General features: G+C 65.1%; 16 protein-coding genes and 1 tRNA gene. 11 read left to right on the top strand and 6 right to left on the bottom strand.

Going from position 1 to position 15,975, the window contains the following annotated elements; translation table 11 throughout:
* Positions 1-5 precede the first annotated feature (5 nt).
* Positions 6-1,106 (top strand): galactose-1-phosphate uridylyltransferase, encoded by a 1,101-nt coding sequence (gene galT, locus LJ754_RS14235; protein ID WP_442860341.1) that lies wholly within the window; start codon positions 6-8, stop codon positions 1,104-1,106.
* Complete coding sequence (gene galK, locus LJ754_RS14230; protein ID WP_227927073.1) at positions 1,103-2,335, top strand: galactokinase; 1,233 nt, start codon at positions 1,103-1,105, stop codon at positions 2,333-2,335. Before galT ends, galK begins: the two co-directional genes overlap by 4 nt.
* A gap of 42 nt (positions 2,336-2,377) precedes the next feature.
* On the opposite strand, the gene LJ754_RS14225 is transcribed toward galK, so the two are convergent.
* Together LJ754_RS14225 and LJ754_RS14220 are read right to left on the bottom strand one after the other, a co-directional pair.
* Positions 2,378-2,848 (bottom strand): MarR family winged helix-turn-helix transcriptional regulator, encoded by a 471-nt coding sequence (locus LJ754_RS14225; protein ID WP_227927072.1) that lies wholly within the window; start codon positions 2,846-2,848, stop codon positions 2,378-2,380.
* Between the two features lie 79 nt (positions 2,849-2,927).
* Positions 2,928-3,015 (bottom strand) — tRNA-Ser (locus tag LJ754_RS14220).
* 61 nt (positions 3,016-3,076) lie between these two features.
* On the opposite strand from LJ754_RS14220, the gene LJ754_RS14215 reads away from it, so the two are divergent.
* From LJ754_RS14215 to LJ754_RS14190, 6 genes are all read left to right on the top strand, one after another.
* Positions 3,077-4,054: an NAD(P)H-quinone oxidoreductase gene (locus LJ754_RS14215; RefSeq protein WP_227927071.1), complete on the top strand. Its 978-nt coding sequence runs from the start codon at positions 3,077-3,079 to the stop codon at positions 4,052-4,054.
* 168 nt (positions 4,055-4,222) lie between these two features.
* Positions 4,223-6,514, top strand: a complete 2,292-nt coding sequence (locus LJ754_RS14210; protein WP_227927070.1) for a carbon starvation CstA family protein — start codon at positions 4,223-4,225, stop codon at positions 6,512-6,514.
* Complete coding sequence (locus tag LJ754_RS14205) at positions 6,511-6,711, top strand: YbdD/YjiX family protein (protein ID WP_227927069.1); 201 nt, start codon at positions 6,511-6,513, stop codon at positions 6,709-6,711. The genes LJ754_RS14210 and LJ754_RS14205 overlap by 4 nt, the downstream gene beginning before the upstream one ends.
* A 167-nt stretch (positions 6,712-6,878) precedes the next feature.
* Entirely contained in the window at positions 6,879-7,553 is a 675-nt protein-coding gene (locus LJ754_RS14200) for a bacterial proteasome activator family protein (RefSeq protein ID WP_231706368.1), read from the top strand.
* A 10-nt stretch (positions 7,554-7,563) separates the two neighbouring features.
* Positions 7,564-8,025 carry a hypothetical protein gene (locus LJ754_RS14195; protein WP_227913249.1) on the top strand — a complete coding sequence of 154 codons (462 nt, stop codon included), beginning with the start codon at positions 7,564-7,566 and terminating at the stop codon, positions 8,023-8,025.
* Between the two features lie 104 nt (positions 8,026-8,129).
* Complete coding sequence (locus tag LJ754_RS14190; RefSeq protein WP_227913253.1) at positions 8,130-8,966, top strand: aldo/keto reductase; 837 nt, start codon at positions 8,130-8,132, stop codon at positions 8,964-8,966.
* A gap of 75 nt (positions 8,967-9,041) precedes the next feature.
* Here the strand turns inward: LJ754_RS14190 and LJ754_RS14185 are convergent, their stop codons facing one another.
* From LJ754_RS14185 to LJ754_RS14170, 4 genes are read right to left on the bottom strand one after another with little or no spacing between them, the layout of a single operon-like run.
* Positions 9,042-9,428, bottom strand: a complete 387-nt coding sequence (locus LJ754_RS14185) for a flagellar assembly protein FliW (RefSeq protein ID WP_227927068.1) — start codon at positions 9,426-9,428, stop codon at positions 9,042-9,044.
* Positions 9,425-10,312 carry a flagellar hook-associated protein FlgL gene (gene flgL, locus LJ754_RS14180; protein ID WP_227927067.1) on the bottom strand — a complete coding sequence of 296 codons (888 nt, stop codon included), beginning with the start codon at positions 10,310-10,312 and terminating at the stop codon, positions 9,425-9,427. Before flgL ends, LJ754_RS14185 begins: the two co-directional genes overlap by 4 nt.
* A gap of 4 nt (positions 10,313-10,316) precedes the next feature.
* The gene (gene flgK, locus LJ754_RS14175; protein ID WP_227927066.1) at positions 10,317-11,717 is read right to left on the bottom strand and encodes a flagellar hook-associated protein FlgK; all 1,401 of its coding nucleotides are present in this window, start codon (positions 11,715-11,717) and stop codon (positions 10,317-10,319) included.
* Positions 11,718-11,736: 19 nt separating this feature from the next.
* On the bottom strand, positions 11,737-12,222 hold the full coding sequence (locus LJ754_RS14170; RefSeq protein ID WP_227927065.1) for a flagellar protein FlgN: 486 nt from the start codon (positions 12,220-12,222) through the stop codon (positions 11,737-11,739).
* 283 nt (positions 12,223-12,505) lie between these two features.
* Here LJ754_RS14170 and LJ754_RS14165 point away from each other — a divergent pair, with 283 nt between their 5' ends.
* From LJ754_RS14165 to fliD, 3 genes are all read left to right on the top strand, one after another.
* Positions 12,506-13,393 (top strand): sigma-70 family RNA polymerase sigma factor, encoded by an 888-nt coding sequence (locus tag LJ754_RS14165; RefSeq protein WP_227927064.1) that lies wholly within the window; start codon positions 12,506-12,508, stop codon positions 13,391-13,393.
* Between the two features lie 135 nt (positions 13,394-13,528).
* Positions 13,529-14,440 carry a flagellin N-terminal helical domain-containing protein gene (locus tag LJ754_RS14160; protein WP_227927063.1) on the top strand — a complete coding sequence of 304 codons (912 nt, stop codon included), beginning with the start codon at positions 13,529-13,531 and terminating at the stop codon, positions 14,438-14,440.
* Positions 14,441-14,640: 200 nt separating this feature from the next.
* On the top strand, positions 14,641-15,975 hold the full coding sequence (gene fliD, locus LJ754_RS14155; RefSeq protein ID WP_227927062.1) for a flagellar filament capping protein FliD: 1,335 nt from the start codon (positions 14,641-14,643) through the stop codon (positions 15,973-15,975).

Genomic DNA, 15,975 nt, shown 5'->3' with positions numbered 1-15,975 from the left:
TGCCCATCGTCCACCGGCGGCACAGGCTCGCCGACGGCCGCGAATCGCTGTTCTTCACGGACCGCGGCGGCCGGCCGGTGGACTCCGTCCATGACGCCCGCCCGCTGGATCCCCGTTCCGGCAACGGAGAAGTGCGCTTTGACCGGCTGACCGGGGAATGGGTGGCCGTTGCCGCACACCGGCAGGCCCGCACCTACCTGCCTCCCGCGGACCAGTGCCCGCTGTGCCCCACCACCGCGGACCGGTTCTCTGAAATCCCCGCCGGAGACTTCGACGTCGTCGTGTTTGAAAACCGGTTCCCCTCCCTGGGCCCGGCCCTGGGCACCCTGCCGGAGCCGGGGGAAGCGGGCGGCCGGGAACTGTGGGGCCGTCCCGATCCCGCGTTCGGCCGCTGCGAGGTAGTGGTCTTCACCCCCGAGCACACCGGGTCCTTCGCCTCGCTGTCCTATAACCGGGCACGGACGGTGGTGGAAGCCTGGGCGCAGCGCACGGAGGAACTGTCCGCGCTGGAGGGCATCGCACACGTATTTCCGTTCGAAAACCGCGGCCAGGACATCGGCGTCACGCTGCACCACCCGCACGGGCAGATCTACGCCTACCCCTACGCCGCGCCGCATGCCGCCCGTCTGGCCGAACGCTCCCGCCTGCACCTCGCTGAGCATGGCCGGCCCCTGATGGGAGAACTGCTCCGCGCCGAGACGGAGGCCGGGGACCGGATGGTCCTGGCCGGCGAGCATTTCTCCGCCTACGTCCCCTACGCGGCCCGCTGGCCCCTGGAAGTACACCTGGTGCCGCACCGGCAGGTTCCGGACCTGGCCGCGCTGACCGGGGCGGAACGTGACGAGCTCGCCGCCGTCTACCTGGACCTGCTCCGGCGGGTGGACGGGTTGTACGAAACTCCCACCCCGTACATTTCCGCCTGGCACCAGACTCCGGTTACCGCCGCGGACCGCGAGGCGGGCTGGCTGCACCTGCAGCTGACCAGTCCCCGCCGGGCGGAGGACAAGCTGAAGTTCCTCGCGGGCTCGGAGGCTGCCATGGGTGCTTTCGTCAACGACACCACGGCGGAGCAAACCGCCGCCAAGCTCCGGGAGGTCCGGGTATGAGCACCGCAACCAGCGCCACTAATTTGGAGGAACGGGCCGGTGCGTTGGCCCGCCGCTTCGCCGGGGTCTTCGGCGCGGAGCCCGACGGCGTGTGGTGCGCCCCGGGGCGGGTGAACCTGATCGGTGAGCACACGGATTACAACAACGGCTTCGTCCTGCCGTTCGCCATTGACCGCAGCGCCTTGGTGGCGGTGCGCCTGCGCCGTCCGGGACAGGACCCGGAAGCGGACACCGACGTCGTCCGCCTCGCCTCCACCTATGCGCAGAAGGGTCTCGGACTGTCGCGGGCGGAGTTCTCCACCGGTGGGCTGGAACCGGGCCTGGCAGCTGGTTGGGCCGCTTATCCTGCCGGTGTGGTGTACGCCTTGGCGCAGCATGCCGGTGCGTCCGTACCGGGATTCGACCTGCTCCTGGATTCCACCGTTCCGGTGGGTGCCGGCCTGTCCTCATCGCATGCCGTGGAAGTGGCGGTGATCGTGGCGCTGAATGACCTGCTCGGCCTGGGGCTGGACCGTCCCGGGATGGCCCGCCTGACTCAGTACGCGGAGAACGAGTTTGTGGGTGCACCCACAGGCATCATGGATCAGTCTGCGTCCCTGATGGGCGCCGAAGGCGGCGCCCTGTTCCTGGACTGCCGGAGCCTGGACTCTGAAATTGTGCCGCTGCCGCTAGCGGAGCACGGCCTCTCAGTGCTTGTGATGGACACCCGGGTGGAGCACAGCCACTCCGACGGCGGCTACAGTGCGCGCCGGCAGTCCTGCGAGCGGGGCGCGGCAGCGCTGGGCGCGGAGTCGCTGCGCGAAGTGCCTGCCGACGCGGACCTGTCCGGCTTGGACCGGCAGACGCAGCGGCGGGTGCGGCACATCCTGAGTGAGAACCAGCGGGTGCTGCAGGTGGCGCAGAAGCTGCGCGACGGCGCGGTGGACTCCATCGGTGAACTGCTGACCGCCTCGCACATCTCCCTGCGGGATGACTTCGAGGTCTCCTGCCCGGAACTGGACCTGGCCGTGGACGCCGCCCTCGCTGCCGGCGCGATGGGTGCCCGGATGACCGGAGGCGGGTTCGGCGGTTCGGCCATTGCCCTGGTCCGGCACGACGACGAGGACGCAGTCCGTGCCGGGGTGCTGTCAGCCTTCGCCGACAAGGGGTTCCGTGAACCTGCCCTGTTTACCGTCCTGCCGGCCGACGGCGCCGGACACGTTCAGCTCACGGCGCCCGGACGGCAATGACGGCCCTGCCGCTGCGGCCCCGGCGCTGCAGCGGCACGGTAGTCATCCCGTGGCGTGCGCCCTGCGGGTTACCTCGGCGGAGATCGCCCGCAAGCCCTGCTCAAGCGCCTGCAGGTCAGCAAGCGGCAGCCGGTCCAGGATGTCGGAATTCAGTTCCGGACGTCCTGCGACCAGGCGGCGCACCACGGTCCGGCCCAACGGGGTGGCCTTCACCCTGCGCACCCGGGCGTCCACGGGATCTTCCGAGCGGACAGCTACGCCCTGAGCCACAAGCCGGTCCACCAGTCCGGACATGGAGGCCATGGAAACGCCGAAGGATTGAGCCAAACCGCTGCCCGTCGCACCCTCCTCGATGGTGACCAGCACCGTGAGGACCTTGAGCTGCCGAACAGTCAGGTCCGTGGCGAGCAGCGGATCGAGGAACGAGGACAGGGCCGAGGACTGGAGTGAATCGGTGATGTCTTCCAGGGCGCGCAGGATCCGCGTCCGTTCCTGCTGCTCCACCCCGGTCATGGGATCACCGTAGTTCCCCGGGAGGTGCCGGCAAAAGGAAAAGCGGCCCCGTTACCGGGGCCGCTTTTCCGTGTCGACGCGGAAGGTAAGGGATTCGAACCCTTGGTACGGGGTTACCGCACACTGGTTTTCAAGACCAGCTCCATCGGCCGCTCGGACAACCTTCCTCACTAGTAGTCTGGCAGAAGGGATGAATTCACCAAAATTCCCTGAACCAGGAAGGACAGCATGAAAGCGATCGTTATTGGAACGCCCGGGGGACCGGAAGCGCTTGAACTCCAGGACGTACCCACGCCCGCAGCCGGACCGGGAGAAGTGCTGATAGATGTCATTGCCGCCGGCATCAACCGCGCCGACGCAATGCAGCGCCAGGGACACTATCCGGTGCCGGCCGGAGCCTCCGAATATCCGGGGCTGGAAGTTTCGGGCCGCATTGCCGCCCTCGGCGAAGGCGTGGAGGGCCCGGCAGTGGGAACCGAAGTGGTTGCACTGCTGTCCGGCGGCGGCTACGCCGAGCAGGTGGCCGTGCCCGCCGGCCAGGTCCTGCCCCTGCCGGACGGCTTCGACGCCGTCACCTCCGCCTCCTTGCCGGAAACGGCAGCCACCGTTTTTTCCAACCTCTTTATGGCTGCCGCAGTCCAGGAGGGGGACTATGTCCTGATCCACGGGGCCACCGGCGGCATCGGCACCATGGCCATCCAGATGGTCGCGGCCTTCGGCGCCGTTCCCATGGTGACCGCCGGGTCCGCGGAAAAGCTGGAACTGGCTCAGTCGCTGGGCACCAAGGTGCTGATCAACTACAAGGAACAGGACTTCGTCGAAGCGGTGCGCGAAGCCACCGGAGGCCACGGGGCCGACGTCATCCTTGACGTGGTGGGCGCCAAGTACCTGCAGAAGAACCTGGATGCGCTCGCCGTCGCCGGCCGGCTGGTGATCATCGGGCTGCAGGGCGGTATCAAGGCCGAACTGGACCTGAACCAGCTGATGATCAAACGCGCCGCCGTCATCGGCACCACCCTCCGCGGACGGCCGGTGGAGGAAAAGAGTGCCATCATGGCCGCGGTGGGTGAGCATGTCTGGCCGCTGCTGGTCTCCGGGCAGATCCGGCCCCTGGTGGACCGCACCTTCCCGCTGGCCGAGGCGGCCGCCGCCCACGAGTACTTCGACTCCGGGCAGCACGCGGGCAAGATCCTGCTCACCCTCTAGTTCCGGAGTCCCCAGGGGCACAACGACGGCGGCTGTACTTGTGCGGCCGCCGTCACGTGTATCTGTGACGTGCAACTCACCCGCTGATAATCTCTAGGAGCAGGGTCACTCCCTGCCCATCGGTTGAAATGTCAACGCAGACAAGCCACCGCAGATAGAGGGATCATCATGAGCGAGAACCATCGGCACCGGGCCGAAACTGAAGGAATACCGGACGGCGACGTCCTGGAACAGGACCCGGCACTGCCGCCGGTAGCCGTGGACCCGGAAGTGCTGGCGGCGGAAGACCGCCGGTGGACGCCGGGAAAGATTGCCCTGTGGGCGGGCATCGCCCTGCTGGGCGGCTTGAGCTGGACCATGCTGGCCGTGGTCCGCGGCGAAACGGTCAACGCCATCTGGTTCGTGTTCGCCGCGGTGTGTACCTATTTCATTGGGTACCGCTTCTACTCCAAGCTCATTGAAGCCAAACTGCTGAAGCCCAATGACCGCCGTGCCACTCCCGCGGAGTACCTGGCGGACGGCAAGGACTTCGCCGCCACCGACCGGCGGGTGCTTTACGGCCACCACTTCGCCGCCATTGCCGGCGCCGGCCCGCTCGTCGGCCCGGTCCTGGCCGCGCAGATGGGCTACCTGCCCGGAACCATCTGGATCATTGTGGGCGTGGTGCTGGCCGGCGCTGTCCAGGATTACCTTGTCCTGTTCTTCTCCATGCGCCGCGGCGGCCGCTCGCTGGGCCAGATGGCCCGCGACGAACTCGGGCTGATCGGCGGCACCGCAGCACTGATCGCCACCCTGGTCATCATGATCATCATCGTGGCCATCCTCGCCCTGGTGGTGGTGAACGCCCTGGCCGAAAGCCCGTGGGGCGTCTTCTCCGTCAGCATGACCATCCCCATCGCCTTGTTCATGGGCGTCTACCTGCGCTTCCTGCGGCCGGGCAAGGTCACTGAGGTGTCCATCATCGGCTTCGTCCTGCTGCTGGCCGCGATCATCGGCGGCGGCTGGGTTGCCGGCACCCCGCTGGGCGACGCCCTGACCCTGGAACCGACAACCATCGCCTGGGGCATCATCATCTACGGCTTCATTGCCGCCGTCCTGCCGGTCTGGCTGCTGCTGGCCCCGCGCGACTACCTCTCCACCTTCATGAAGGTGGGCACCATCGTGATGCTAGCCGTCGCGATCATCATTGTCCGCCCGGAAATCTCCGTTCCCGCGGTCAGCGAATTCGCCGGCCGGGACAACGGCCCGGTGGTCGCCGGCCCGCTCTTCCCGTTCCTGTTCGTCACCATCGCCTGCGGTGCATTGTCCGGCTTCCACGCCCTGATCTCCTCCGGCACCACCCCCAAGATGCTGGAGAAGGAACGCCAGACCCGGTTCATCGGCTACGGCGGCATGCTGATGGAATCCTTCGTGGCCATCATGGCGCTCGTCGCCGCCGTCTCGATTGACCGCGGCATCTACTTCGCCATGAACGCCTCCGCCGGCGCCACCGGCGGAACCGTGGAGGGCGCCGTCGCCTTCGTCAACAGCCTGGGCCTGACGGGCGTGAACCTCACCCCGGACATGCTTTCCGGCCTTGCCTCCAACGTGGGGGAAGAGTCCATTGTGTCGCGCACCGGCGGCGCGCCCACGCTCGCCGTCGGCCTGGCCACCATCATGCATTCCCTGATCGGCGGGCCGTCCATGATGGCGTTCTGGTACCACTTTGCGATTATGTTCGAGGCCCTGTTCATCCTCACCGCCGTAGACGCCGGCACCCGAGTGGCACGGTTCATGCTGCAGGACACCATCGGCAACGTCGCCCCGAAGTTCAAGGACATGTCCTGGCGGCCCGGCGCATGGATCAGCACCGCCATTATGGTGGCCGGCTGGGGGTCGATCCTGATCATGGGGGTCACGGACCCGCTGGGCGGGATCAACACCCTGTTCCCGCTCTTCGGCATCGCCAACCAGCTGCTCGCCGCCATTGCGCTGGCCGTCTGCATGGCCATCATCGCCAAAAAGAACGCGTTTCGGTGGCTGTGGATCGTGGCGCTGCCGCTGGCCTTCGCCGCGGTGGTGACCATTACGGCGTCGTTCTACAAGATCTTCTCGCCGGTTCCCGCCGTCGGCTACTGGGCCAACCATGAGGCCTTCTCCGCGGCCCTGGCCGAAGGGAAGACCAGCTTCGGCACGGCCAAGACCGTGGAAGCCATGGAAGCGGTGGTGCGCAACACCTTGATCCAGACCACGCTGTCCGTGGTGTTCGTGACGCTGGCAATCATCGTGATCATCACGGCCATCATCGCCACCATCCGCTCCTACCGTTCCGGGGGCGCCCCCAGTGCTGAAGACCCGGCGGTCCCGTCCCGGAAGTTCGCGCCTGCGGGGTTCCTGACCACTCCGGCGGAAAAGGAGATCCTGGCCCAGTGGGATGCGCTGGACGCCAAGCGGCCGGCGAAGAAAGCCGCGCACTCATGAGTGCCGCCGTCGCCGTCGGGCAGGGGGTGCGCAACTTCGTGCGGTTCTTCCGCGACGTGATGGGGGAAGACGCGTACCGCAAGTACGCGGACTTCCACGCGGCGTCGGGCTGTGCGTCCCCGCTGATGAGCGAGAAGGAGTTCTGGCGGGACAAGATGGACCGCCAGGATGCCAACCCGCAGGGCCGCTGCTGCTGAGCCTGCACCCGCCAGGACGGAACCACTAACGACGGCGGCGCCGCACCTGCCCGCGGCGCCGCCGTCGTGCGTATATGCGTCGCATTATTGCTGCCAATACGGCCGGGACGGCCGGAAAGCCGGCCGGACAGGAGGCAACCGTCACTAAGCGTGAGAGCATTAATGCCATGACTGATCAGAACGGATCCTCCGACGGCCCCGGCGCGGCCCCGGACGCTCCTGCCCAGAAGTCAGAGACCCCGGCGGAGGACGGTACTGCCCGTTCGGGCGCTGCGGGAACAGAAAGCGGCGCCGCCGCGGTGGCCCGGGCAGCGGATGCCCCGCAGGACGGGCACGCCAAGGCCAAAAGCGGACCGGCCAAACTGAACGAGCTGGTGGACGAGCCGGCGAAGGTCATGCGCATCGGCACCATGATCAAGCAGCTGCTTGAAGAGGTGCGCAACGCGCCGCTGGACGACGCCGCACGCAACCGATTGGCGGAGATCCACGCCCGCTCCATCGGCGAGCTTGAGGACGGGCTTGCACCCGAACTCGTGGACGAGCTGCACCGGATCAACCTGCCGTTCCTGGATGATTCAACCCCCACCGACGCGGAACTGCGGATTGCGCAGGCCCAGATGGTGGGCTGGCTGGAAGGTCTCTTCCGTGGTATCCAGACCGCCATTGCCGCGCAGCAGACGGCCAGCCAGGCGGCCGGGCGGCTTCAGTTGCGCCAGCTGCCGCCCGGGACCATGCTGGCCCCTGGAATTGTTGTTGGAGACGACGGGGAGCCGCGCCGTGCTTCCCAAGGGACGGGCAGCCCGCGGCAGGAACCGCACGCGGGCCCCGGCCAGTACTTGTAATAGGACGTAGATGGCACTTTTTGCAGCCGCCCGGCAGGGGCGGAAGGATGACGCGGAACTGGGCAAGGGCGTGTGGCGCCGTGCCCATGACCGGTTTACCCGGGGCCTGGACCGGTATTACCAGATGCTCGAAGGCGTGGAAGACGACGCCGTCTACAACGAACTGGTCACCGTCGCCAACGAACTCGCTGCGCTGCTGCCGCGGATCCGCGAGGTCTGCGTCCGCGCCCAGCAGCAGCTGCCCAGCAGTGGGCAGAACATCCCCGGCGCCCTGACGACCGTGCACCGGGCACTGTCGCGCAGCGGGAACTCGCTCGCCGCAGCGGCCGAAGCGGCCGCCATGTCCCGGCTGGAGTCAGAGCGCTGGGGGATCGCCTCGGCGGGCCTGGACAATGTGCGACGCCGCGCGGAGCTGGTGGCCGAAGACGTTACGGAAGCCGAGCGTGCGCTGGCAGCAGCCCCGCAATTGTAGTTAGCCGCCCAAAATACTTCGCGGAATCGGGAATAGGCTGCCGCCCGTTTTCGCGCAGAGCATATCGACTTTGTGCTCGGCGCATTCCGGACAAGGATGAGACCATGACTACATCACCGGTTGTGACTTTTAATGACGGCAATACCATTCCCCAGCTCGGCTACGGCGTGTGGCAGGTTGAGGACGAGGTTGCCGAAAAGGTAGTGGGACAGGCCTTCGAGGTTGGCTACCGCCACATCGATACGGCCAAGATCTACGGCAATGAGGCCGGTGTCGGCCGCGCCATTGCCGCCACGTCCGTCCCCCGCGAAGACATGTTCATCACCACGAAGGTGTGGAACGCGGACCAGGGCTACGAAGAAACCCTGAAGGCCTTTGACGCTTCCATGGAGCGCCTGGGCCTGGAAACCCTGGACCTGTACCTGATCCACTGGCTCCAGCCCAAGCAGAACAAGTACGTGGACACCTGGAAGGCGCTGGTTGAACTGCAGAAGCAGGGCCGCGTGAAGTCCATCGGCGTCTGCAACTTCACCAAGGAAGCCCTGCAGGAAATCATCGACGCCACCGGCGTTGTCCCGGTCCTGAACCAGGTGGAAACCCACCCGTACCTGAACCAGGCCGATCTGCGCGCCTTCGAGGCCGAGCACAACATCCTGCACGAGTCCTGGTCCCCGCTGGGCTCCGGCAAGGGCCTGCTCGAGGACCCCAAGCTCGTGGAGATCGCTGCGAAGTACGACGGCGCCACCCCGGCCCAGGTGGTCATCGCCTGGCACCTGGCCCTGGGCAGCATTGTGATCCCCAAGTCCGTGACCGAGTCCCGGATTCGGGAAAACTGGGAGGCCCTGGACCTTCGGCTCAGCGCTGAGGACATCGAGGCCATCAACGCCCTGGACAACGGCACCCGTTACGGCGCCGATCCGGCAACGGCCGACTTCGCCTAAGCCTTAGCTTTTCGCGAAACATAAAAGGCGCACACCCCGCGGGGTGTGCGCCTTTTGGTTTATCAGTGCGTGCGTTCAGGCGGCTACCGGGTCCAAGGGAGCACGGACCGGCCAGTCCTGGCCTTCGAGGATCACCTGCGCACAGCTGCCGGTGTTCACATTGACCACAATCGGTGCCAGCAGGTTGACGGTGGTTCCGTCCAGGGCGGGGTTGGCAACCACCAGGACGGCGGCGTCGGCCGCGGTTTCCAGCTGCAGCTGGTGGCGCTGGTCATCGGTGATTTCCGGGTGGTAGTCCGGCAGGTACACGGAGGCGTCCAGCACGTAGAGCCGGGCGGTGCCCCCGTTGCCGGAGGTGCTCAGGGCGAACAGGCCGGCCGCGCCGTCGATCTCCTCGAGGTCGAAGTGGACCTCGGGAGCCAACCCGGGAGGGGGCGTCAGGAAGGTGAGGCCGGTGCTCATCGCAGGAAGTCCATCAGTGTGGGCTGCAGTGCTTTCGCCGTGACCGCCAGAGCCGCCTGGTAGGCGACTTCCTGGAGCTTCATGTCCATGATGACTTTGGCAGTGTCCAGGTCCTCGATGCCGGAGCGCCGGGATTCGAGGCTGATCGACTGCTCCGCCAGGGTGTCCTTGGCCTTGATCGTGGCGGCATGCCGGACGCCAAGGGCGGAGTGCTCCATCCGAACCGTTTCCGCGGCGGAATCGATCTTGGTCAGGTATCCGCTGGCATCGTTATTCTCGTTCAGATCCTTTACCAGGTCATCCACCAGGCGAAAGACTGATCCCTCTCCGCTGCCGAACACTGCTTCACCATCGGTATCAACGCGCATCAGGGTACTGCCGTCCAATCGACGCGTAGTGGGGGTGCCGCTTCCGCTGTAGTCGTAGGAGCCCGCGTCTTCGGTGAAGGCCTTACCGGTGTCCGAGGTCCCGGCAAACACTGTCCGGCCCAGGTAGGTGGTATTGGCTTCGCGCAGCAGGTCAGTCTTCAGGCCGGCAAGTTCTGTGGCAATTGCCTTGCGGTCGCTCGGTGACATAGTGCCGGTAGTGGCGCTGAGGGCAAGGTCCTTGACCCGGCCCAGGATCTTGGTGGTATTGCTCAATGCGCTGTCGGTAACGCTGAGCCAACCCTCCGCGTCGCTCTGGTTGGAGCCGTACTGAACGTTCGCACGGATTTCGGACCGGACCTTGAGCGCATTGGCCGTGCCGGTCGGGTCATCCGAAGGGCGGCCAATGGTGGCGGAGGAGGTGACCTGCTCCTGCAGTTTGGCCATGCGGGACATGCTGGCCTGCAGGTTCTGCTGGGCCGTCCGGGCCATGGTCTGGTTGGTGGTGCGGCTGATCACGGGGTTACCTTCCGACAATTCCGGTGCGGTTAATGAGGGTGTCGAGCATTTCGTCAATGGCGCTCATCACGCGGGAAGCACCCTGGTAAGCGTGCTGGTACATCAGCAGGTTCACGTTTTCCTCATCCAGGTCCACTGAGGCGTTGGACAGCTGCAGGTCGACAGCGGAGGAGGAAGCCACGCCGGCGAGCGTTGCCTGCTGCAGTTCGGACCGGCTGAGTGCACCAGTGGCTGTCACGAAGGTGCTCCACACTGCGTCAGCGGAGCCGGCCTTGGAACCCAGCTGGGAGATTTTGTCCGCCATGCTGCCGTCCAAAGTGCCTGCGCCGGGCGTTCCCGCGGCAATGCCGGAAGCGTCTGTGGGAATCGCTTTCAGCGTGGTGGCTGCGGGGCTGCCGACGGTGAAGAAGTTTAGCCCGGTGGCGCCGCCGGTGGTGGCGCCCTGGCTGTGCAGTTCGTTGACGGTGGCCGCCAAGGTGGCGGCAACCTCGTTGTAGGACGCGGCCGCTGCTGCGAAGATCCCCCCGGCTCCTGCCGGCGCCAGCAGTGAAACGGCGCCGGCAATTTCGCCGCGGCTGATCCCGGCCGAGCCGGCACGGTCCGTCCAGGAAACGGTGGGCGCCGCGGTGTCATCGATGGATGTTCCGCCGGTAACCTGCAGGGTCCGTACATTCGTGCCGGTGACTAGCGCGTTGCCGTCGATGAGCACGTCCACCATGCCGTCCGGAGTTTCCCGGACCGTGGCACCGCTCAGGGCAGCGATGGTGGTGGCCAATGCATTGCGCTGGTCCACCAACTCGTTCGCTGAGGCGCCGGAGGCGAGGGTGGAGCGGATGGCTCCGTTGAGCGTGGCCAGCTGCGAGGCGCTGTCATTGAGTTCGCTGACCATGTCATTGAGCCCGCTGCGGGTGCTGTTCCACTGGTCGCGCACGTTGTTGTACCCGGCGGCAATCTGGCCTGCCACCGCTGCGGTGTCGCTCAGCAACACGGCAGCGGCGGTATTGTCGCCCGGCTTGTTGGCTACGCCCTGCCAAGCAGCGGAGAAATTCTGCAGTGCGGTGGAGAGCCCGTTTTTGCCCGGTTCGTTGAAGCTGTCCTCCAGGGCGATGAGGGCGTTGGCGCGGACGGCGGAGTAGCCGGCCACGGCGGCGGTGCTGCGCACCCGGGTATCCAGCTGAAGGCTGCCCAGCCGGGCAATGGAGTCCACGGATACGCCCTGGCCGACGCCGGTACCGGTGGAGAACCTGCCCATCGGGGCCAGCGAGGGGGCAGCGGAGGTGTTCAGGCGCTGGCGGGTGTAGCCGGCAACGTTGGCGTTGGCGATGTTCTGGCCCACCACGTCAATGCCCTTGCGGGCCGCGGAAAGGCCGGTGTATGCCGTGTTCAGGCCGCTGAAGGTGCTCATTGTTTAGGAGTCCTTAACGTCAAATGTTCTGGTCAACCAGCCGGGCGGCTGAGGTGGGGGCGGCCGATGTGCCGGACGCGGTGTAGGTGTTGGCTTCGGGATTCAGTCCCGCCAGTGTTTCCTGGGCCGACCGGGCTGCTGTGCGCAGGAACTGTTCGTTGATATCGCGCAGTTCGCGGATCTTTACGGTCAGTTCCGTCATGGCCTGGAGGTGGGCATTGAAGATCTCCGTCCAGGGCCCGGGCGGCGCTGCCGCTACCAGCTCGCGGAGGGTGGCGTCTTCGGAAGTTCCCCATTCGCGGGCAAGGCCGGCTACTGCCACGGCCCGCCCCAGATCGGCCCCTCGGAGGCGTTCCAGGACCTGCTCCACCTCGCGCGTAGCGTGCGTCAGCCATTTGGTTTTTCCGGAGGTGAGCAGCAGTTGTTCTTCTTCGAGCTTGAACACAAGAAGTTCCAATAACTCACGCTCCTCCCAAAGAAGTGCGGAGAGTCTCTGAGTACCCATGCTTGGCTCACCTCCTAGGTAGTGCACTGAATGTCTCTATAAGGGAAAGACGTCTGGTTCCAGGCCCGAACCTGCGGCAAAAGTCTTCGGATTGGCGGACGCATTGCAATTTGTCCGTCAAAAAGCACTATCGACCGGTTGACCCGGAATGTTAGTGGTATGTTTCAGCTAAAGCGCTCATGTGTGGATAGCACAGCGGACTCAGCCACTGACCACGGGCAGGCGCACAACTGGGGGACCAGTTGAGGGACAGTTGGGGAACAAGGGCTTGGGGGTCCAAAGATTGAATCGTACCGAACGCAATGCGCTCGTGGTGGAAAACCTGCCGCTGGTTGGCTATCTCGTATCCGAAGTTTGTGCCAAAGCCACGCACCTTTCGCGTGATGACCTGGCTTCCGCCGGCTCCATTGCCCTGATAACGTCCGCCGATTCTTTTGACCCGAATCTTGGGGTTCCTTTCGGCGCGTATGCCCGCCGCCGCATCGTCGGTGCTTTCGCTGATGAAATGCGTTCCAGCGATTGGGCCACCCGCTCAGCCCGGCGCCGGATCAAGGAAACACTGGCGGTCAAGGAAACCCTTACTGCAGCGCTTGGGCGCACGCCCAACGTGGATGAAATTGCCTCCGCCCTGGGCGTGGACCGCACCGTCGCCGAAGACGCCCTTTCGGATGCTTCCCGCACGGTATACAGCTTGGACGAGTCGGTGACCGACTTCCTGGTCGCTGACATGCCGTCGCCGGAGGGCTCCCTGCTGGCGACCGAACGGCTGAAGTACCTCAATGCAGCGGTCGCTGCCCTGCCGGAGAAGATGCGGTACATCGTGGAGGAAATCTATTTCCACGACCGCACGGTCAAGGAGATTGCCGAGGAACTCGGCAGCACGCACTCGGCTGTATCGCAGCAGCGTGCCGAAGCGGTCCGGCTTCTTCGGGACGGACTCGGCACGCATTACTCCGACGAGGGCAATGCCCCGCAGATTTCCTCCCGGATTGCCCCCGCCCGCCGCAATGCCTACCTCACTTCGGTGGGGGACCGCACGGCCGGCGGGATTACCCGGCACCACCTGGCGCCGGTGCTTCCCGGGGTGGCAGCTCCGCTTCTTCCGGGAATGCCGGTGGGACTTCCCGGTATTCCGGGACGGCCCGCAGTGTTCAATCCTGCCGCTTCCTAGCGGCGTTCCTGCAGATGGAAAACAAATAAAAAACTTATTCCGAACTGCTAACACCTATTGATGCTCCGCCGATAGCTATGGTTGCAGGCCCACGGACGGGCCTGTTAGTACAGCCCACTCACGGAGGAATACATCATGGGTTTCACAATCAACACCAACGTTTCATCGCTCAACGCCATGCGCAACCTCACGCTCAACCAGAGCGCGCAGGCCAAGTCGGTAGAGCGCCTCTCCAGCGGTATGCGCATCAACCGTGCGGCTGACGACGCTGCCGGCCTCTCGATCTCCGAAGGCCTGAAGAACCAGGTCTCCGGTCTGACCCAGGCCGGCCGCAATGCGCAGGACGGCATCAGCCTCATCCAGACCGCTGAAGGCGCCCTGACCGAGGTCCACAACATCCTTAACCGGATGCGCGATCTGTCCGTCCAGTCCGCTAACGATACGAACAGCTCCAGTGCAGTCGATGACGACGCCACCGAAGAGGTTGACGAGAGCATCTCGGCGCCTCGCAAGGCCATCCAGACCGAAATCACGGCGCTGACGGACGAATTGAAGCGGATCACCTCTTCGACCAACTTCAACGGCATCAAGCTGCTTGACAACTCTGCCGGTGCCACCGCGGGTACCCTGAAGATCCAGGTCGGTGCGGATGCTAATGAGACGATCGACATCACCCTGGCGGATGTCAAGGGCACCGTGAATGTCCTCACCGGTGCAGACGCAGACGCAGACGTTTTCGGTGTCGCTCCGGATGTCACCACCCAGTCGAAGGCCACGGATACCATCAAGCTTCTTGATGCGGCCATCGCGTCTACGTCGGACCAGCGCGCAAGCCTGGGTGCACAGCAGAACCGTCTGGAGTCCACATCACGTTCCATCGCGGTGTCCGTGGAGAACCTCTCCTCGGCCAACTCCCGCATCCGCGACACCGACATGGCACAGGAAATGGGCAGCTTCACCAAGTCCCAGATCCTGTCCCAGGCCGCTACCGCCATGCTGGCCCAGGCGAACCAGATGAACTCCGGCGTTATGTCGCTCCTGCAGTAGCAGATCGGGCAACACCGGGACCATCAGCAGTAAGCACCACCAGCAGTAACCGCAGTACCGGCAGGTGAATGGCCGCTGGCGGCGGGGAAACATGACTTGGACCTCACGCTTCCCGCCGCCAGCCCATTCCCTGCCTTCGCTTTTTCACCGCAAACCTTTTCGGCAGACATTTCCAGCAGGACTTCTCAAGGAGCATTTTCATGGCGCTAGGCATTGACGGGCTGATCAGCGGCATCGACACCACCGCCATGATTGCTGACCTGATGAAGATCGAAGCCCGCCCGCAGGCGATGCTCAAACAAAAGGTCGAAACCAACAAGCTGTTCGTCACGGCGCTGCAGAACCTGAACACCAAAATCGCTTCCCTGACCGAAGCTGCCGGAAAGATTGCCAAGGCGGGCGGAACGGACCGCTACGCAGCCGTCACCGGCTCCACCACAGTCACGGCCACCACCAAGGCCGGCGCTGCCGCCGGGTCGCTGGACCTCACTGTGAACAAGCTCGCGACCGCCCAGGTGTCCCTGTCCGGAGCTATGGCCGCATGGCCTAACGGAGACGCGCTGGCGATTTCCGTGGACGGCACCCTCACCAATCTGGACACCGCGGGCAAGAGCATGGACGAAGTCATCAGCACGGTCAACAAGGCCAACCTGGGTGTCACGGCCGTCAAGATCGCCGCCGGCAGCGTGGACGGCGTGCAGCAGTACCGTATGCAGTTCACCGCCGCCGAAACCGGTGCAGCAGGAGCGTTCACCGTATCGCAGAACGGCACCGATCTGGGTGCCATCCGCGCGGGATCCGACGCTGAGGTCACGCTGTGGGCCGGAGTGCCCGGCGCGGAAACGAAAATTACCTCGGCCACCAACACCTTTGCCGATCTGATGCCTGGCGTGGACATCACGGTGTCTGCCGTCTCCGCCCAGCCAGTGACCGTGGCCGTGAGCCGGGACGCCAAGGCGATCTCAGACGTCGCGGCCTCGCTGGTCACCGGCCTCACCGACGTGTTCAATTACATCGACCGGAACTCCGCCGTATCAGTGAACACGTCAGACGGCGTCACAAAAACCACCGGCGGAGTATTTACCGGAGACTCGGCCACCCGCTCGCTGAAGCAGTCAATCATTGATGCCGCCACCGGTGCGCTGGACGGACGCTCTCCGTCGGAAATCGGTATCACCCTCACCAAATACGGCACGGTCGAGTTCGATGCCGAGAAGTTCAGCACCGCCCTGGCCGCGGACCCGGAAAAAACACAGGCCGCGCTTACGGCCATCGCCTCCCGGGTCGAAGCGGCCGGCAAGGCTGCCTCAGATAAGTACGACGGCTCCATAACCAAGCGCATCACCAGCCAGGAAACCGTGGTGAAGTCCCTCAACACGCAGGTTGAGGACTGGGACCGGCGCCTGGCTTCCCGCGAATCCACGCTGAAAATGATCTGGTCCAACCTGGAAGTTAAGCTCGGCACCCTGAACAGCCAGATGGACTGGCTCACCGGCCAGCTCGACTCCCTCTCCGCCTCCTCGAGTAAGAAGTGA

Origin of the sequence: Arthrobacter sp. zg-Y40, assembly GCF_020731535.1 — a bacterium.
Lineage (GTDB): Bacteria > Actinomycetota > Actinomycetes > Actinomycetales > Micrococcaceae > Arthrobacter_B.
Note: the sequence above shows the minus strand (reverse complement) of the source record. Positions and strands in the feature narration are given on the sequence as shown.